At 70.3% G+C, this 18,024-nt stretch carries 16 protein-coding genes; 11 read left to right on the top strand and 5 right to left on the bottom strand.

Annotated features, from left to right (window positions below; all coding sequences use genetic code 11):
• The first annotated feature begins 64 nt into the window (after positions 1-64).
• From ACQP2T_RS04615 to ACQP2T_RS04600, 4 genes are read left to right on the top strand one after another with little or no spacing between them, the layout of a single operon-like run.
• Positions 65-796 carry an NUDIX domain-containing protein gene (locus tag ACQP2T_RS04615; protein ID WP_433514947.1) on the top strand — a complete coding sequence of 244 codons (732 nt, stop codon included), beginning with the start codon at positions 65-67 and terminating at the stop codon, positions 794-796.
• Positions 793-1,635, top strand: a complete 843-nt coding sequence (locus ACQP2T_RS04610; protein ID WP_433514946.1) for a molecular chaperone DnaJ — start codon at positions 793-795, stop codon at positions 1,633-1,635. Before ACQP2T_RS04615 ends, ACQP2T_RS04610 begins: the two co-directional genes overlap by 4 nt.
• A gap of 10 nt (positions 1,636-1,645) precedes the next feature.
• The gene (locus ACQP2T_RS04605; protein WP_433514945.1) at positions 1,646-2,581 is read left to right on the top strand and encodes a hypothetical protein; all 936 of its coding nucleotides are present in this window, start codon (positions 1,646-1,648) and stop codon (positions 2,579-2,581) included.
• A complete protein-coding gene (locus ACQP2T_RS04600) occupies positions 2,578-3,750 on the top strand; it encodes an adenylosuccinate synthetase (protein WP_433514944.1) in 1,173 nt (390 codons plus the stop codon). The genes ACQP2T_RS04605 and ACQP2T_RS04600 overlap by 4 nt, the downstream gene beginning before the upstream one ends.
• Positions 3,751-3,863: 113 nt before the next feature.
• Here the strand turns inward: ACQP2T_RS04600 and ACQP2T_RS04595 are convergent, their stop codons facing one another.
• The 3 genes from ACQP2T_RS04595 to pdhA are packed head-to-tail and all read right to left on the bottom strand — an operon-like array spanning position 3,864 to position 7,457.
• Positions 3,864-5,333, bottom strand: coding sequence for a dihydrolipoamide acetyltransferase family protein (locus ACQP2T_RS04595; RefSeq protein WP_433514943.1), 1,470 nt, complete (start codon positions 5,331-5,333; stop codon positions 3,864-3,866).
• 12 nt (positions 5,334-5,345) lie between these two features.
• Positions 5,346-6,326: an alpha-ketoacid dehydrogenase subunit beta gene (locus ACQP2T_RS04590; RefSeq protein WP_433514942.1), complete on the bottom strand. Its 981-nt coding sequence runs from the start codon at positions 6,324-6,326 to the stop codon at positions 5,346-5,348.
• 39 nt (positions 6,327-6,365) lie between these two features.
• Positions 6,366-7,457 carry a pyruvate dehydrogenase (acetyl-transferring) E1 component subunit alpha gene (gene pdhA, locus ACQP2T_RS04585; RefSeq protein ID WP_433514941.1) on the bottom strand — a complete coding sequence of 364 codons (1,092 nt, stop codon included), beginning with the start codon at positions 7,455-7,457 and terminating at the stop codon, positions 6,366-6,368.
• Between the two features lie 226 nt (positions 7,458-7,683).
• On the opposite strand from pdhA, the gene purS reads away from it, so the two are divergent.
• From purS to purL, 4 genes are all read left to right on the top strand, one after another.
• On the top strand, positions 7,684-7,929 hold the full coding sequence (gene purS / locus ACQP2T_RS04580) for a phosphoribosylformylglycinamidine synthase subunit PurS (protein ID WP_225301645.1): 246 nt from the start codon (positions 7,684-7,686) through the stop codon (positions 7,927-7,929).
• 249 nt (positions 7,930-8,178) lie between these two features.
• A complete protein-coding gene (locus ACQP2T_RS04575) occupies positions 8,179-8,538 on the top strand; it encodes an ATP-binding protein (protein WP_433514940.1) in 360 nt (119 codons plus the stop codon).
• A gap of 160 nt (positions 8,539-8,698) precedes the next feature.
• Positions 8,699-9,376 carry a phosphoribosylformylglycinamidine synthase subunit PurQ gene (gene purQ / locus ACQP2T_RS04570; protein WP_433514939.1) on the top strand — a complete coding sequence of 226 codons (678 nt, stop codon included), beginning with the start codon at positions 8,699-8,701 and terminating at the stop codon, positions 9,374-9,376.
• Between the two features lie 44 nt (positions 9,377-9,420).
• A complete protein-coding gene (purL, locus tag ACQP2T_RS04565) occupies positions 9,421-11,625 on the top strand; it encodes a phosphoribosylformylglycinamidine synthase subunit PurL (protein ID WP_433519710.1) in 2,205 nt (734 codons plus the stop codon).
• A gap of 86 nt (positions 11,626-11,711) precedes the next feature.
• Here purL and ACQP2T_RS04560 read toward each other — a convergent pair whose 3' ends face one another.
• On the bottom strand, positions 11,712-12,572 hold the full coding sequence (locus tag ACQP2T_RS04560; protein ID WP_433514938.1) for a hypothetical protein: 861 nt from the start codon (positions 12,570-12,572) through the stop codon (positions 11,712-11,714).
• A gap of 240 nt (positions 12,573-12,812) precedes the next feature.
• On the opposite strand from ACQP2T_RS04560, the gene ACQP2T_RS04555 reads away from it, so the two are divergent.
• The 3 genes from ACQP2T_RS04555 to ACQP2T_RS04545 are packed head-to-tail and all read left to right on the top strand — an operon-like array spanning position 12,813 to position 16,998.
• Positions 12,813-14,831 carry an adenylate/guanylate cyclase domain-containing protein gene (locus tag ACQP2T_RS04555; protein ID WP_433514937.1) on the top strand — a complete coding sequence of 673 codons (2,019 nt, stop codon included), beginning with the start codon at positions 12,813-12,815 and terminating at the stop codon, positions 14,829-14,831.
• A 32-nt stretch (positions 14,832-14,863) separates the two neighbouring features.
• The gene (locus ACQP2T_RS04550) at positions 14,864-15,526 is read left to right on the top strand and encodes a Crp/Fnr family transcriptional regulator (RefSeq protein WP_225301649.1); all 663 of its coding nucleotides are present in this window, start codon (positions 14,864-14,866) and stop codon (positions 15,524-15,526) included.
• Between the two features lie 44 nt (positions 15,527-15,570).
• Positions 15,571-16,998, top strand: a complete 1,428-nt coding sequence (locus tag ACQP2T_RS04545; protein ID WP_433514936.1) for an MFS transporter — start codon at positions 15,571-15,573, stop codon at positions 16,996-16,998.
• Between the two features lie 268 nt (positions 16,999-17,266).
• On the opposite strand, the gene ACQP2T_RS04540 is transcribed toward ACQP2T_RS04545, so the two are convergent.
• Positions 17,267-18,016, bottom strand: a complete 750-nt coding sequence (locus tag ACQP2T_RS04540) for a methylenetetrahydrofolate reductase (RefSeq protein ID WP_433514935.1) — start codon at positions 18,014-18,016, stop codon at positions 17,267-17,269.
• Positions 18,017-18,024: the final 8 nt, after the last annotated feature.

The following is an 18,024-nucleotide window of genomic DNA, read 5'->3' as shown; positions in this document are numbered from 1 at the left end:
GACATCGTGATGATGGCTGGTTATTCTCAAGTCGAGACTTACTCAGATTGAGAAGGACTTGTCGATGGAAGAGTTCCTGGCCGGCTACGACCCGCGGCGCTACCCGCCGGTCGCGGTGACGGTCGACGTGGTGGCGCTGACCATCCGCGACCGGCGGCTGCACGTGCTGATCGTGGAGCGCGGCGTCGAGCCGTACGAGGGCGCCTGGGCGCTGCCCGGCGGCTTCATCAAGCCCGACGAGGACCTGGCGGGGGCGGCGGTGCGCGAGCTGGCCGAGGAGACCGGGCTGGACACCGCGCCCGCGCACATCGAGCAGCTGGCCAGCTACGGCGGCCCCGGCCGGGACCCGCGGATGCGGGTGGTGTCGATCTCGTACCTGGCCTTCGCCCCCGACCTGCCCGATCCCCGGGCGGGCACCGACGCGGCGGCGGCCGTGTGGCATCCGGTCGACGACGTGCCGCGGCTGGCCTTCGACCATCAGCGCATCCTGGCCGACGGCGTGGAGCGGGCCCGGTCGAAGCTGGAGTACACCCCGCTGGCCACGGCGTTCGCGGGCGACACCTTCACGATCTCCGAGCTGCGGCTGATCTACGAGAGCGTCTGGGGCACGCCGCTGCACGCGGGCAACTTCCACCGGAAGGTGCTGTCGGTGCCCGGGTTCGTGGAGGGCACCGGGGAGACCACGCAGACCGGCGGGCCCAGGGGCGGGCCACGGGCCAAGTTGTACCGTGCGGGCGACGCCCGGCTGCTCCACCCCGCACTGCTGCGGCCCTCACGGGAGGAGGAGATCCGGTGAACGCCCAGGAGGCCGCGTCGATCGTCACAGGGGCGCGTTCGGCCGCCGACCTCTTCACGGGCGACTCCCCCGCGCGGGTCTACCGGCGTTATGCCCGGTTACTCCACCCGGACCTGTCGCCGGGGACCGCCGAGGCGTTCGCCAGGCTGGCCGAGTTGTGGGCCGACTTCAACCGGGGCCAGCAGGTCGGGCCTTATCGAATCGGGCCGCCGCTGCATCGGGGCGGCACCGCCATCCTCTATCCGGCGGACGGGGACGCACTGCTCAAGCTGCCGCGCGATCCGGCCGACAACCACTTGCTGGTGCGGGAGGCCGCCGCGCTCACCCGGCTCGCCTCGGACGCGGACCCCCGCTTCCTGCCGTACATCCCCCGCCTTGTCTCGAAATTTCGGCATAAAGCTGGGCGGGCCGTGCGGCAGGCGAACGTCCTCAGCCGGGCACCCGGCGGCTTCGTCCCCCTGACCCGGATCGGCACCGGCCTCGACCCCCGGGACGTGGCCTGGATCTGGCGGCGGCTGCTGGTGGCCACCGGCCTGGCGCACCGGGCCGGCGTCACGCACGGCGCCGTGCTCCCCCGCCACGTACTCGTCCACCCCCTCGACCACGGGCTCGTCCTCGTCGACTGGTGCCGGTCACAGCTCTCCGACGCGTCCGACGACGTGCTGGGCGTCACCCAATGTGTCACCGGGCTGCTCGGCGAGCACCCCCGCACGATGCGCGCCTTCATACGCGGCTGCCTGCTGCGCCCGCCCGCCGACGCGTGGGCACTGCTCGGCGAGCTCGACGAGCTCCTCGAAGACCTTTACGGACCGCGTACCTACCGGCCCCTTCACCTCTAGGGAGAACATCATGGGCAGCGGAATCTGGTCCACCGACGTCTACAGCTCGGCGGCCCGCTACCGGGCCGCCACCGGCGCCAGCGCCTTCGCCTACAGCGACGGCGGCGCCTCCACCACCCACCCCGACCTCGACCCGTTCGGCGTCACGCGGGAGAGCCGCGACTCCGACGAGCACCCGAACTCGCTGGCCGTCGCCGTGCTCTTCGACGTGACCGGCTCGATGGGCCACGTCCCGCGTACGCTGCAGGCCAAGCTGCCCGACCTGCTCGGGCTGCTGCTGCGCAAGGGGTACGCCGCCGACCCGCAGATCATGTTCGGCGCCATCGGCGACGCGACCTGCGACCGGGCGCCGCTCCAGGTGGGGCAGTTCGAGTCCGACAACCGCATGGACGACCAGCTCGGCCAGATCCTGCTGGAGGGCGGGGGCGGCGGGCAGATGTCGGAGTCGTACGAGCTGGCCATGTACTTCATGGCCAGGCACACCTCGATCGACTGCTACGACAAGCGCGGCAAGCGGGGATACCTGTTCATCATCGGCGACGAGCTGCCCTATCCGCGGGTCAGCGGGAAGGCCGTCGCCAAGCTGATCGGCGACCCGCGCCCGCGCGACATCGACGTGGCCGCGATCGTCGCCGAGCTGACCGAGAAGTACGACGTCTACTACATCCTGCCCGCCGGCTCCAGCTACGCCGGCGACGCGCGGGTGCTGAAAGTCTGGCGCGACCTGCTCGGCCAGAACGTGCTGGAACTCGACGACCTCGACGCGGTCTGCGAGACGATCGCGCTCACGATCGGGCTCGGCGAGGACGCCATCGGTCTCGACGAGGGCCTCGACGACCTGGCCGGGCTCGGCTCGCGCGCCGGTGAGTCGGTGTCGAAGGCGCTGGCCAAGCTGGACCGGGGCACGCTCGTGGTGTCGGAGCCGCTCGACGGGCTCGACTCGTGACCGAACATGTCATCGTCGTCGACCTCGGGTACGGCGACGCGGGCAAGGGCACCGTCGTGGACTGGCTGTGCGCCACCCGGCCGGTCCACGCGGTCGTCCGCTTCAACGGCGGCGCCCAGGCGGCGCACAACGTGGTGCTGCCGGACGGGCGGCACCACACGTTCGCGCAGTTCGGCTCAGGGACGTTGCGGGGGGTGCCGACGCATCTGTCGAGGTTCGTGGTGGTCGATCCCCTGGCGCTCTCCGCCGAGGCCGCCCATCTGGAACTGCTCGGCGTGCCCGATCCGTACGGGCTGATCACGGTTCATCGGGACTGCCTGCTGGCCACGCCGTACCACGTCGAGGCGGGCCGGCGGCGCGAGCTGGCGCGCGGGGCGGAGCGGCACGGGTCGTGCGGGATGGGCGTCGGTGAGGCGATGGCGTACTCGCTGTCGCACGGCGCGCTCGCCCCGCGCGCGGGCGACTCCCCCGCGACGCTGACCCGCAAGCTGGGCCTGCTGCGGGAGGCGCTGGGGGTGGACGGGCCACCGGTGGCGGACTGCGTGGCGGCCTACCGGGCGTTCGCGTCGCGGGTGCGGCTGGTGGACTCCACCGATGACCTGCTCAGGCGGGGGCCGGTGGTGTTCGAGGGGGCTCAGGGGGTGCTGCTGGACGAGAACCACGGGTTCGACCCGTACACGACCTGGAGCACGACGACCTTCGCGAACGCGCTGGAGCTGCTCGGTGGGGCCGGGGTGCTCCGGCTGGGCGTGCTGCGCACCTACACTCCCCGGCACGGGCCGGGGCCGCTGGTCACGGAGGACCCCACGCTGGAGCTGCCGGAACCGCACAACGGCACCGGGCCGTGGCAGGGGCCGTTCCGGGTGGGGCACTTCGACGCCGTGGCGCATCGGTACGCGGTGGAGGTGGCGGGCGGGGTCGACGCGCTGGCGCTGACGCACCTGGACGCGCCGGTTTCGCGGCTGTGCCACGCGTACGAGGGGGCTGACTTCCGGCTCGGCGACCCCGCCACGCGCACCGCTCGGCTGCTGCGGGCCAAGCCGGTGTACGGCGACGCCGTCACCGACTGGCCCGCGGCCGTGGCGGACGCTCTGGGCGCACCCGTCTGGGTCGGGTCACACGGCCCGACCTCGGCCGACAAGCGCGTCCTCACGCCCGCCCTCGGGTAGCTCGGGCAGGTCCCCGCGCCCGCCCTCGGATAACTCCTGCGAGTCCCCGCGCCCGCTCACCCTCAGACACCCGCGCCCGCCCGGCCGTCGGACGAGCGCGCACGCGTCCTCGGTCAGCTCCAGGCGAGCATGCGAAGTGGGTCCTCCAGCATGGCGCCGACGTCGCGCAGGAACAGCGACCCCAGCTCACCGTCCACGATCCGGTGGTCGAAGGAGAGCGCCAGCGTCGTCACCTTGCGCACCGCGAGCTCGCCGTCCACCACCCACGGCATGTCCCGTATCTGACCGAAGGCGAGGATGGCGGCCTCACCCGGGTTGAGGATCGGGGTACCGGTGTCGACACCGAACACGCCCACGTTCGTGATCGTGATCGTGCCGCCCGCCATCTCGGCCGGTTGGGTGCGGCCCGCTCTGGCGGTCTCCGTGAGCCGGCCCAGCTCGGCGGCCAGCTCGGGGAGGGACAGCCCGTGGGCGGACTTGATGTTGGGGACGACGAGGCCGCGCGGGGTGGCGGCGGCGATGCCCAGGTTGACGTAGTGCTTGACCACGATCTCCTGAGCGGCCTCGTCCCATGACGAATTGATCATCGGATGGCGCCGGGCGGCCGTGAGTACGGCCTTGGCGACCAGGAGCAGCGGCGAGACCTTGACCTCGGCGAAGTCCGGGATCGTGCGCAGGCGCCGGACCGCCTCCATGGTCTCGGTGACGTCGAGCTGGAGGAACTCGGTGACGTGCGGGGCGGTGAAGGCGCTGGTCACCATGGCTTGGGCGGTCATCTTGCGGACGCCCTTGACCGGGATGCGCTCCTCCTCGCCCTGCTGGGTGATCGCCCGCTCTTGGGCGGGCTGTTCCGCGGCTGCGTGGACGTCGTCCCTGGTGATCGAGCCGTTCGGGCCCGAGCCGACCAGAGCGGTCAGGTCCACGCCCAGGTCCTTGGCCAGCTTGCGTACCGGTGGCTTGGCCAGGACGGCGACCCGCCGCAGCGCCGCCGGGCCGGATGGCGCGGTGACCTCGACGCGGGACGGGTTCGCGACCGGGGTGGCCGGGATCACGGACGGCTCGGGAGCGGCCGGGACCACGGGTGGCTGGGCGGGCCCGTCAGGGCGGGATTTCCGGGGGCGGCGTTTGGTGGTGCCGGTCTTGACGCCGTAGCCGACCAGGACCGCCTGGCGTTCCTCCTTGGGGGCGGGGCTGCCGTGGGCGCCGGGTTCGACGGCGCCCTCTGCCGGGGGACGCGGGACCATGTCGTCCGCCAGCGCCTCGATCCGGTCGGCGTCCGCCTTGACCCCGCCGGCGTCAGCCGCCCCGGCCCGGCGGCCGCCGTTGCCGGAGGCGTCGTCCGGCTCGTCCGTGTCGACGGCGATGATGGGCCGGCCAACGTCGATCGTCTGCCCCTCGTCGGCCATCAGGCCGGAGACCACGCCGTCCCAGGGGATCGGTAGCTCGACGATGGACTTGGCCGTCTCGATCTCCACCACGATCTGGTTGACCTTGACCGTGTCACCGGGCTTGGCGTGCCAGCGGACGATCTCCGCCTCGGTCAGACCCTCGCCCACGTCGGGGAGCTTGAATTCACGTCGCATGAGTCTCCCTCCTCAGTAGCCGAAGGCGCGGTCGACGGCGTCGAGCACCCGGTCGAGGTCGGGCAGATAGTGCTCCTCCAACTTCGACGGCGGGTAGGGCGTGGAGAAGCCGCCGACGCGCAGCACCGGTGACTCCAGCTGGTAGAAGCACTGCTCGGTGATCCTCGCCGCCAGCTCGGCGCCGAATCCGCTGTTGACCGGCGCCTCGTGCACCACCACGGCCCGTCCGGTACGGCGTACCGACTCCATCACCAGCGGCGCGTCGAGCGGGTTGAGCGAGCGCAGGTCGATGACCTCGACCGAGCGCCCGTCGGCCTCGGCGGCCGTGGCGGCCTCCAGGCAGGTCTTCACCATCGGGCCGTAGGCGATCAGCGTGACGTCCGTGCCCTGGCGCACCTGCCGGCCGCGGTCGAGAGGCAGCCACCAGTCGGTGCCGACGGTGTCGATCTCGGCCTTCTCCCAGTAGCGGCGCTTGGGCTCGAAGAAGATGACCGGGTCGTCGCAGCGGATGGCCTGCTGGATCATCGTGTACGCGTCGGCCGGGTTGGAGCAGGAGACCACGCGCAGCCCGGCGGTGTGCGTGAAGTAGGCCTCCGGCGACTCGCTGTGGTGCTCGACCGCGCCGATGCCGCCACCGCAGGGGATGCGTACGACGACAGGCAGCCTGATCGCGCCGAGCGAGCGCATCGGCATCTTGGCCAGCTGGGTGATGATCTGGTCGGCCGCGGGGAAGACGAAACCGTCGAACTGGATCTCGCACACCGGCCGGTAGCCGCGCAGCGCCAGGCCGATAGCGGTGCCGATGATGCCCGACTCGGCCAGCGGGGTGTCGATGACCCGGTCCTCGCCGAAGTCCTTCTGCAGACCGTCGGTGACCCGGAACACGCCGCCGAGCTTGCCGACGTCCTCGCCCATGATGAGGACCTTGGGGTCGTCCTCCATGGCCTTGCGCATGCCCTCATTGAGCGCCTTGGACAGGCTGAGCACGGTCATGACGTCTCCTTCGCCCGCGACGTGTGCTCATGGGTTCGCTCACTCACTGAAGCCCTCCAGGTAAGCGGCGTATTGGGCGCGCTCCTCGTCGATCAAGGCGTGTGGCTCGGCGTAGACGTGCTCGAACATCGCGAGCGGCTCGGGGTCGGGCATCGCCAGGCAGCGCCTGCGCAGGTCGGCGCCGAGCTGGTCGGCCTCGCCCTCGACCGAGTCGAAGAAGGCCTGGTCGGCGAACTCGTTCTTGAACAGGTACGCCTTGACGCGCTCGATCGGGTCTTTGAGCTTCCACGCCTCCAGCTCGCTGGCCACGCGGTAGCGCGTCGGGTCGTCCGTGGTGGTGTGGGCGCCCATCCGGTACGTGAACGCCTCGACGAGCACCGGGCCCTGGCCTTCGCGGGCGTTCTTGAGCGCCTGCCTGGTCACGGCGAGGCAGGCGAACACGTCGTTGCCGTCGACCCTGATGCCGGGGAAGCCGAACCCGGAGGCCCTGCGGTAGAGGGGGATGCGGCTCTGCTTCTCCAGAGGCTCGGAGATGGCCCACTGGTTGTTCTGGCAGAAGAACACGATCGGCGCGTTGAACACGCTGGCCCAGACGAACGACTCGTTCACGTCGCCCTGGGAGCTGGCGCCGTCGCCGAAGTAGGCGATGACGGCCGCGTTCGCGTCGTCGCGCTGGACGCCCATCGCGTAGCCGACGGCGTGCAGGGTCTGGCTGCCGATCACGATCGTGTAGAGGTGGAAGTTGTGCTCCTTGGGGTCCCACCCGCCATGGTTCACCCCGCGGAACAGCCCGAGCAGCTTCACCGGGTCGACGTCGCGGCACCACGCCACGCCGTGCTCCCGATAGGTGGGGAAGGCCATGTCGGCGTCGGTCAGCGCGCGGCCCGAGCCGATCTGCGCGGCCTCCTGGCCGAGCAGCGAGGCCCAGATGCCCAGCTCGCCCTGCCGCTGCAGGGCGACCGCCTCCAGGTCGATGCGCCGGACGAGCACGAGGTCGCGGTAGAGGGACCGGACCTCTTCGGGTTTGAGGTCGATGTCGTAGTCGGGGTGCTCGACCCGCTCACCCTCGGGGGTGAGGAGCTGGACGAGCTCCGGGGGTGCTTGTGCACCACGAGAGGCGTCGAGTGTCACGTGCCACTCCTGTGCGGTCAGGGCCGGAGTCGATGGGGTTGCCACCTTAGGCCAGCCTTTCGAGCGTCGGACCATGTGGTGGTGGTTCGTACGCGTTTGGGGACATCGTGGCAGACGTCACAGCCCTCCGCGCAAGCCCCATGCCCTCCCCGTTCCCGTTGTGTTGCCTGCCACACGCGCCGGTAGGCTGGCTTTCCCAACTCCCGCCGCACCCAGGAGGAACGCAGTGGCGCGCGTCATCGTAGACGTCATGCTGAAGCCCGAGATTCTCGACCCGCAGGGCCAGGCCATCGCCCGCGCGCTGCCCAGGCTGGGGTTCTCCGGCGTCGCGGCCGTCCGGCAGGGCAAGCGCTTCGAGGTCGAGCTGGACGGTCCGGCCGACGAGGCGGCACTTGCGGACGTCCGAAAGATGGCCGAGACCCTGCTGGCCAACACCGTCATCGAGGACTACGTCGTGCGGGTTGAAGAGTAGAACAGCACATTTGACGCATCGAAATACCCGCGAGCGGCTAAAGTCGGGTTCCGGCATGCCACAATGCCACGGGCTTGCCAACAGTAAATAACAACAACGTGATTTTGCGGTTAGCCCCGATTTCACGGGGAAACCTACTCCAGGTGACATTCCGGAGCCCGGAGGAGTCCGGTGGATATTGAGTTCTCGTTGGCGCTGCCTCGGGATGCGATCGGCATACCGATGGTCAGACGAGTGCTAGGGGATGCGATGCGTTCGCTCAACGTGAGCGAGACATGCATCTCCGACATGCTGCTCGCGGTCTCCGAGGCGTGCTCTAACGCGGTGCGCCATGGTGGCCCGGCCAACCGCTATGAGGTCACGGCCTCGATCGGCTACGGCCGCTGCGACGTACGCGTCGTCGACAACGGGGTCGGCCTGCCCTCGATGCCCCTGCACTTTCCGCCCCCCGACACCGAGAACGGCCGCGGCCTGCTGATCATGCGCTCGGTCGTGGACGAGATCTCCTTTGGCATCACTCCTGGCCGCGGCACCACGGTTCACCTCCGCAAGACCCTCGCCTGGGAGGAGACGGCGAACCGCCGCTCCCGCGAGCTGGCCGCGGTCTAGCCGTCCGCTCCATCTGACCCCTTCGCGGGCCGTTATGGCGGCCCGCCCCCTGGCATGCCGTACACGCTGTTGGGAGGCATCGGAGACGCTGTTGGGAGGCATCGGCGAGCACCAGATAACCTTGGCGGTGCACACCACGAACGCTGGAGGAACGCAAGACATGAGCGCCCGCGTGGGGGTAGTCACCTTTCCAGGAACTCTCGACGATCAGGACGCCGCCAGAGCGATCAGACTGTCCGGCGCGGAAGCGGTTCCGCTGTGGCACGCCGACCACGACCTCAAGGGTGTGGACGCCGTCTTCCTGCCCGGCGGCTTCTCCTACGGCGACTACCTGCGGTGCGGCGCCATCTCGCGGTTCGCGCCGCTGATGCGGGAGCTCGTCCCGGCCGCCCGTGAGGGGTTGCCGGTGCTCGGCACCTGCAACGGGTTCCAGATCCTGTGCGAGGCGCACCTGCTGCCGGGCGCGCTGACGCGCAACGCCTCGCTGCACTACGTCTGCCGCGACCAGCGGCTCCGGGTCGAGGCGACCGGCACGCCCTGGACGAGCTCGTTCGCGGCCGGCCAGGAGATCGTGCTGCCGATCAAGCACGGCGAGGGCCGCTACGTCGCCGACCCCGAGACGATCGCCGCGCTGGAGGCCGACGGCCGCGTGGTCGTGCGCTACCTCGGCAACCCCAACGGCTCCGTCAACGACATCGCCGGCATCCGCAACGAGGCCGGCAACGTGGTCGGCATCATGCCGCACCCCGAACACGCCGTCGAAGACCTCGTCGGCGCGCCGAGCACGGACGGGCTCGGCTTCTTCACCTCCATCCTCAAGAAGCTGGTGAACGCGTGAGCACCGACAGCGTCAAGCGGGCCGTCGAGACGCCCGCCGAGCCGATGCCGTTCGCCGAGCTGGGGATGAAGCAGGAGGAGTACGACCGGGTCAAGGAGATCCTCGGTCGTCGTCCCACCGGCTCCGAGCTGGCCATCTACAGCGTCATGTGGTCCGAGCACTGCTCGTACAAGTCGTCCAAGGTGCATCTGCGGCAGTTCGCCACGAAGGCCCCCAAGTCCGACGCGCTGCTCGTCGGCATGGGAGAGAACGCCGGCGTCGTCGACATCGGCGACGGCTGGGCCGCCACCTTCAAGATCGAGTCGCACAACCACCCGTCCTACGTCGAGCCGCACCAGGGCGCCGCCACCGGCGTGGGCGGGATCGTCCGCGACATCATGTCGATGGGCGCCCGCCCGATCGCGGTCATGGACGCGCTGCGTTTCGGTGGCGCCGACCAGAACGACACCCGGCGCGTGCTGCCCGGTGTGGTGGAGGGCATCAGCAGCTACGGCAACTGCCTGGGCCTGCCCAACATCGGCGGCGAGGTCGTCTTCGATCCCTGCTACATCGGCAACCCGCTGGTCAACGCGCTCTGCGTGGGCCTGCTGCGCAAGGATCAGATCAAGCTGGCCACCGCCCCGGGGCCGGGCAACAAGGTGGTGCTGTTCGGCGCCTCGACCGGGCCCGACGGCATCGGCGGCGCGTCGGTGCTCGCCTCGGCGACCTTCGAGGACGAGTCGCACGCCAAGCGGCCCGCCGTACAGGTCGGCGACCCGTTCATGGAGAAGCTGCTCATCGAGTGCTGCCTGGAGCTCTACGCGGCCGACGTGGTCGTGGGCATCCAGGACCTCGGCGCGGCCGGCGTCTCGTGCGCGACCACCGAACTGGCCGCCAAGGGCACCGGCGGCATGCACGTCGACCTCAACCTGGTCCCGCTCCGCGATCCCTCGCTCAGGCCCGAGGAGATCCTGATGAGCGAGTCGCAGGAGCGGATGATGGCCGTGGTCCGGCCGTCGGACATCGCGGCGTTCATGGCGATCTGCGAGAAGTGGGACGTCCCGGCCACCGTGATCGGCGAGGTCACCGACACCGGCCGGCTGGTGATGACCTGGGACGGCGAGACGATCGTCGACATCCCGCCCGGCACCGCGGCCGACGACGGCCCGGTCTACGAGCGGCCCTTCCACGAGCCCGCCGGGCAGGTCGCGCTCAACGCCGACACTCCCGACCGCCTCGACCGGCCCGCCGACCTGCGCGCCACGCTGCTGGAGCTGCTCGGCTCGCCGAACCTGGCGTCGAAGGAGTGGGTGACGTCGCAGTACGACCGTTACGTCCGCTCCAACACCGTGCTCGCCCAACCCGCCGACGCCGGGATGCTGCGCATTTCCGAGGTCATGGCCGGCGCCGAGCCGACGACCCGGGGCATCGCCCTGGCCACCGACGGCAACGGCCGCTACGCGCGGCTCGACCCCTACGCGGGCGCCCAGCTCGCGCTGGCCGAGGCCTACCGCAACGTCGCCGTCACCGGGGCCCGCCCGCTGGCCGTCACCAACTGCCTCAACTTCGGCTCGCCGGAGGACCCCGAGGTCATGTGGCAGTTCGCCGAGGCCGTACGCGGGCTCGCCGACGCCTGCCGGACCCTCGGCGTGCCGGTGACCGGCGGCAACGTCTCCTTCTACAACCAGACCGGCTCGACCCCGATCCACCCGACACCGGTCGTGGGCGTGCTCGGCGTGATCGACGACGTGGCCAAGCGGGTCCCTACCGGATTCGTCGCCGAGGGCCTGCGCATCGCGCTGCTCGGTGAGACGAAGGAGGAGTTCGGCGGGTCGGAGTGGGCGCACGTCGCCCACGGCCACCTCGGCGGCCTGCCGCCGGCGGCCGACCTGGCGGCCGAGCAGGCCATGGCCACCGTGCTGGTGGAGGCCGCCGCCCAGGGGCTCCTTGAGGGCTCCCACGACCTGTCCGACGGCGGCCTGGCCATCGCGCTCGCGGAGTCCTGCCTGGCGAGGGGCATCGGGGCGACGGTGGCGCTGAGCGGCGAGGCGTTCACCGGCCTGTTCAGCGAGTCGTCGGCCCGCGCGCTGGTGACGGTCCGGCCGGACGCGTTCGACCGGTTCGCCGCGCTCTGCGCCGACCACGAGGTGCCCTGCTACGGCCTCGGCATCACCGGTGGCACGTCGCTGGTGGTGGAGGGGGTGCTGGAGGTGCCGGTCGAGGAGCTGCGCGAGACGCACTCCGGCACGCTGCCCGCGCTGTTCGGCTGAGGTTTCAGCGCGAAGGCCGGTACGGGGTGCTGTTCGTACCGGCCTTCGCTTGTCAGAGAGTCTTGTGAGTCAGGACCTCTTGAGGGTCAGGACTTCTTGAGGCAGACCACGTAGACGGTGCCGCTCACACCGCCGTGGCCGCCGCCGGTCAGGTTGTTGTTGGTGTCGTTCTTGGCCGCGGTGACCGACCAGCTCGACGCGCCGCTGGGGGCGCTGCTGGTGACGTTGCCGTTGCCGCTGATGGTGAAGCCGCCGCCGGTCGCCACGTCGCCGCTGTTGCAGGAGGCGGAGCCGCTGCCCGAGCTGAAGGTGTTCGAGCGGGTGTAGGTCGTGTAGGTGATGCCCTTGCCGTCTTCACCGTCCTTGCCATCCCGGCCGTCCTTACCGTCCTTGCCCGGCAGGCCGTCCTTGCCGTCCTTACCGGGAAGACCGTTCTTGCCGTCGGCGCCGTCCTTGCCCGGGAGCCCGTTCTTGCCGTCGGTGCCGTCGGCGCCGGGCTTGCCCGGAAGGCCGTCCTTGCCGTCCTTGCCATCGACCCCGTCGGTGCCGTTCTTGCCCGGGAGACCGTCCTTGCCGTCGGTGCCGTTCTTACCAGGCAGGCCGTCCTTACCGGGCAGGCCGTCCTTGCCGTTCTTGCCGGGGAGGCCCTGACGGCCCTGGAGGCCGGTGTCGCCCTTCGGCCCCTGCGGGCCGGTGTCGCCCTTGGTGCCCTCCGTGATCGTGGTCGTCGACTGGCCGCCGCCGCCGATGACCATCCGGATCTCCGTCTTCCGGCACGGGGTCGTGGCGTTGACGATGCGGGCGTACCGGGTCTTCTTGTGCACGCACGCGTACACCTCTGAAGCCGACGACGCGGTGGCGACTCCGCCAACGGCGAGGAGCGAGGCGGCGAGCGCTCCAACAGTGGCGAGGGTGATCGTGCGCGCACCGCGAATCTTGATAGCCACGGCTTTCCTTCCGAGGAACGGGTGTTGCTCAGGTTGAGCATGAGGTTCACGTTTCAACCGTTCCAACGGATGACAGGAACCGTATAACGGGTTCATTACGGGACAAATCAGACAGAAGGCGATAACGCTACTTGACGAGTCATGAAAGTCGGCTGTGGGTAAAAGGACGCATTGGCCGGGCCTGCCTACCATGGATAATCGGGACCGTTCGGGGGCGCACGCATTCCACGGAGGATGACCTTGTCGACCGCCAGTCCCTACCTCCCTCCTGCCACGCAGCCGGTGCGAGGGATCGTCTGGGCCATCCATCTGGTCCTGCCACTGCTCGGCCTCTGGCTGCTGCTGGCCCAGGGCCACCTCAACATCATGTGGGAGCACCACTCCAGCCACTTCTGGATGATCATCTCGGTGGCCGGCCTCAACGTGGCGCTCGGCGCGCTGATCAGCGAGGCGTCGCGGAAACGGCAGGACGCCCGGCTCTTCCTGGTCTCGATGGTGTTCCTGGCCAGCGCCGGCTTCTTCTTCCTGCACGGCCTGGCCACTCCGCAGATCATCCTGCCCACCGGATCGATGGGGTTCGACCTCGGGCAGCAGGTCGGGCTGACGATCGCCTCGGGGTTCGCGTTCGCCTCGGCGTTCCCGCTGGGCGAGCGGGCGGCGCGGACCGTCATGAGATCCCAGCACCTCATACGGGGCGTGCTCCTCGGATTCATGATCCTCTGGGGGCTCGCCTCGCTGATCCCCGGGCTGACGCCGCTCAGCGAGCCACCGCTCAGGGAGCCGGTCAACTGGCTCGTGTGGCTGTCGCTGCCGGGCCTCGGCCTGTACGGCGCGGCCAGCGTGATGATGTTCCAGCTGCACCGGCAGCGGCCGTCGGCCATGCTGGTCAGCCTGATCACCGCCTACGCACTGCTCGCCGAGGCCATGATCGCCGGAATGTCGCAGCTCAACTGGCACCTGTCCTGGTGGGAGTGGCACATCCTGCTGACGCTGGCCTTCGTCTTCGTCGCCTACAGCGCCTACATACAGTTCAAGCGTGAGGGGTCGAGCGGCGGCCTGTTCGACTCGGTCGCGCTGTCGGCGACCGTGGCCCGCATCCAGCGGGACTACGACGAGGTCCTGGAAGAGCTGGTCGAGCACGTACGGCGCGGCGAGCCGCTGGCGGCCACCCGGTTATCGGACAAGTTCCGGCTCAACGAGGGGCAGGCCGCGGTCCTCGACCGGGCCGGCGAGGCGCTGGCCCGCGAGCGTGAGCTCTCGGAGCGCCTGAGCGCCCTGGTGGCGGTGAGCGCCCAGACCCGCGTACGCCAGTCCGAGAGCGACCTCCTGGCCACCGCGCTCGAACGCGTCCGCCAGGCGTACGGCGACGTGCGGATCGGCCTCGTCGCCGACGGCAAGACGCAGATCGGCTCCCGCGAGTACGAGTTCGCCGGCGACGCCCCCATCAGACGCGACAACCTGTTCGCCTTCCCGCTGACGGTCAAGGGCAACCTGGCGGGCGTGCTGGAGGTGCCGATCGGCCGCACGGCGCAGGACGAGGCGCTGGCCGCCACCCTGGCCGGGCAGATCTCGATCTCCCTGGAGAACGCCCGCCTCTACCAGGAGCTCGACACACTCTTCCGCCAGTACATGTCGCCTGACGTGGCCAACGCCCTGCTCGCCGACCCCGGCCAGGCGGCGCTCGGTGGCCAGATGAAGGAGCTGACCGCGCTCTTCGCCGACCTCAAAGGCTTCACCACGTTCTCGGAGCGGGTCACGCCCGGCGAGATCGTCGAGATGCTCAACCGCTATCACACGGCCGCGGTGCCCTGCATCCTGGCCAACGGCGGCACGATCGTGCAGTTCGTCGGCGACGCGTTGCTGGCCCTGTTCAACGCCCCGGCCACGCAGAACGGTCACGCCAGGGCGGCCTGCCGGGCCGCGCTGGCCATGCAGGAGGCCGCCTCCGAGGTGGCCGAGGAGATCGCCTGGAAGCGGGAGGACGCCGAAGCCTGGCCGACGTTCCGGGTCGGCGTCAACACCGGCCCCGCCCTGGTCGGCAACATCGGCAGCCCGGAGCTGCGCGGCTTCAACGCGATGGGCGACTGCGTGAACGTGGCCGCCAGGCTGCAGTCCCTCGCCGAGCCGGGCACGGTGGTGATCGGCGAGACGACGCGCAGGCAACTGGGAGCCGGCGTCACGGTGAACCCCCTCGGAAAGCTGAGCCTCAAGGGCAAGGAAGAACTCGTGGGTGCCTACGTTCTGACCGCAATGACCTAGAAGGGCGCTGACCGTACCGACATAATCGGCGCATGAACGCAGATCCCGGCGAGTTCCTCTCCATGCTCACAGCCGACGAGGTCGAGGAAATGCGCGCCGCGGGACGCCCGCGCAGGTGGGAACGCGGCACGACCGTGATGAGCGAGGGCGACACCTCCGACTGGGTGCTCGTCCTGACCGAGGGCCGGGTGAAGGTCTCGTCGCACACGAGCAGCGGCACCGAGGTGGTGCTGGCCGTACGCGGGCCGGGCGGGCTGCTCGGGGAGATGTCGGCCATCGACGGCTCACCGCGGTCGGCCACGGTCACCGCGCTGGAGCCGATCGCGGGCATCGTGGTCCGCGACTTCCCCGCGTTCCTGCAGGCCCATGGGCGCATCGCCGTACTGCTCATGCAGCTGGTCACGGGCCGGCTGCGCGACGCGGACCGGAAGCGGATCGAGTACGGGGCGTTCGACACGACGGGCCGGGTGGCGACCCGGCTGATCGAGCTGGCCGAGCGCTACGGCGAGAAGACCAACAGCGGCGTACGCGTGGCGCTGCCGCTCTCCCAGGACGAGCTGGCCGGGTGGACCGGGGCCTCGCGCGAGGCCGTCAGCAAGGCGCTGCGGCTGCTACGGGACCGCGGGCTGATCGAGACCGGGCGGCGGCGCGTGGTGATCCACGATCTTGACGGGTTGCGCAAGCGGGCCAGATAGCCCCCCGACAAATCGGACGTACGTCGTACGTCATAGTGGACCGCATGCCCCTCGCGTACGACGACCGCCTCCGTTACGCCTGGCGCGTGTGCTCGGTCACCAGCCTCGGCCTCGTCCTCATCGGCATCGCGGGCAGCACCCTGAACGTCGCGCTGCCCGCCGTGGTCCGGCACTTCCACGCGAGCCCTTTCGAGTCCGGCTGGATCCTGCTGGCGTTCCTGCTGGTCAACACCGCGAGCCTGGTGTTCTTCGGCCGGGTGGCGGACCTGCTGGGGCGGCGCGAGATCTATCTGGCCGGGTTCGCGCTGTTCACCGTCGCCTCGCTGCTGGCCGGGCTGTCGCCGGGCGTGTGGTTCCTGGTCGCGATGCGCGTGCTGCAGGCGGTCGGCTCGGCGATGATCCTGGCCAACGGCACGGTCATCATCACCGACGCGTTCCCGCCCGACAAGCTCAGCCAGGGCATGGGCGTCTACATCGGCACCCTCTCCGTGGCCCAGCTCGCCGGGCCGACGCTGGGCGGGCTCATCGCGGACACGGCCGGCTGGCAGTGGATCTTCTGGGTGAACGTACCGGCCGGCCTGATCGCCTTCGGCTGGGGCGCGGTGATCCTGCGCAAGATGCCCCGGGGCCCCCGCGAACCGGTGGACGCGCTGGGCAACGCCCTGGTGTTCGCCGCGCTCTCGGCCATCCTCATCGCCCTGTCGGAGGCGGGCTCCGCCGGGCTGTCGAGCCCTGTCGTGCTGACGGGGGCGACGGTGTTCGCGGTGCTGGTGCCGGTGATCGCGCTGGTGGAGCGGCGGGCCGCGCATCCGGTGCTCGACCTGCGGCTGTTCGGGGAGCGGCTGCTGGCCTTCGCCAACGTGGCCTCGTTCTGCAACGCACTGGCCCGCTCGGCGCTGATCCTGGTCGTGGCGCTGTACTTCCAGGCGGCCAGGGGCGTGGACGCCTTCACGGCCGGGCTGAGCGTGCTGCCGGTGCCGGTCGGCATGGCGGTGGCCTCGCCGCTGGCGGGCTCGCTGAAGATCTCCCCGTACGCCGTGTCGATCGGCGGCGCGCTGATGAGCGCCGCGGGGCTCGGCACGCTGATGCTTACGGCGGACCCCGCCACGCCGTACTGGATCATCGGGGTCGGCCTCTTCGTGGCCGGGTGCGGGAGTGGCACGTTCCTGACCGGCAACACCACGCAGGTCATGCGGGCGCTGCCTCGCGGCAGCCTGGGGGTGGTCAACGGGTTCCGGGTGATGGTCATGAACATGGGGATCGTGATCAGCGTGGGCGTGTCACTGAGCGTCCTGGCCGGCTCGGTGGGGCCGGCCGAACGGGCCCAGGTGTACGCGGGGACGCTGGCAAAGCTGTCGCCGGTGGCGGTGGGGCAGGTGATGCACGGGTTCGAGCGGACGTACGCGATGCTGTTCGCCGTCGCGCTGACGGGCGCCTTATTCGCCGCACTGGCCCGGCCGCGACCGTCGTGACGATCACAGAATGTGTTACACCTGACACCATGCACAACATTCGCCCCGATGAAGCTGGGGAGGGCGCACACCGCGCATCGGCGGGCGATCGGCGGCACCACTCAGAGGCGGTGCGTTCCCCCAGGGAGATGCTTCTGGAGCAGGCTGTGGCCGACGCCGCCCGGCTGCGGGACGATCCCGACGATCAAGCCGAGATGCTCGCGATCCAGCGCTTCATGGGCGTCGCACCGGACGTGTAGCGCCGCCGAGGTGACCGCGAGCGGGGGCCTCATCTGAAAGCCGCCGCCAGCCTCGACTCCACGTCGCGGTAGCGGCTGACCGGGATCAGGTGGACGCCGTCGAAGGCGCCCGAGTCGCGGATGGCCAGCACCTGCTCGCAGGCCGCGTCCACGCCCGCCATGCGGTCGGCCGCCACCGCGTGGATCAGCCGGTCGGGGATGGCGATGTCGGGGATCGCCGCCGCCAGGGTGCGGGCGTGGCGCTCGCTGGCCAGCACCATCACCCCCGCGTAGACCGGCACGTCGACCTGGTTGGCCTCGCGCCAGCGCAGCAGGGCCTCCAGGGAGAAGCCGACCTGGAGGAACAGGAAGTCGGCCGCGCGCTTCCAGGCGGGCAGGGGACGCAGCCCGGCCGCCGCGCCGACGCGGAACCTCCCGTCGAAGCCCTTGGCCTCCTCGATCATCGAGCGGACGGTCAGGTCGCTGGTCCGATTGCCGCTCGCCGGCTTGTCACCGTAGACGAACAGGAACTGGTCGACCCCGTAGGCCGCGGCCGTCAGCAGGTCGCGCTGGAAGCCGAGCAGGTTGCGGTCGCGGGAGTTGAGGCAGGCGATGCTCCGCCCGCCCATCGCCTCGACCTCGTGCGCGACGGCCACGCTGGACACGGTCGCCCGGCCGATGTGGTTGTCGGGGATGAGGAACGAGTGCGCGACCTTGCTCATCGTGCCGATCTGGTGCCGGACGTGCTTCAGGTCGGGCTTCGTGGGGGGTTCGATCTCGCAGACCAGCTCGAATGCCATGATCGCCA

The sequence above is a fragment of the Nonomuraea sp. CA-143628 genome (genome assembly GCF_050942315.1).
Lineage (GTDB): Bacteria > Actinomycetota > Actinomycetes > Streptosporangiales > Streptosporangiaceae > Nonomuraea.
Note: the sequence above shows the minus strand (reverse complement) of the source record. Positions and strands in the feature narration are given on the sequence as shown.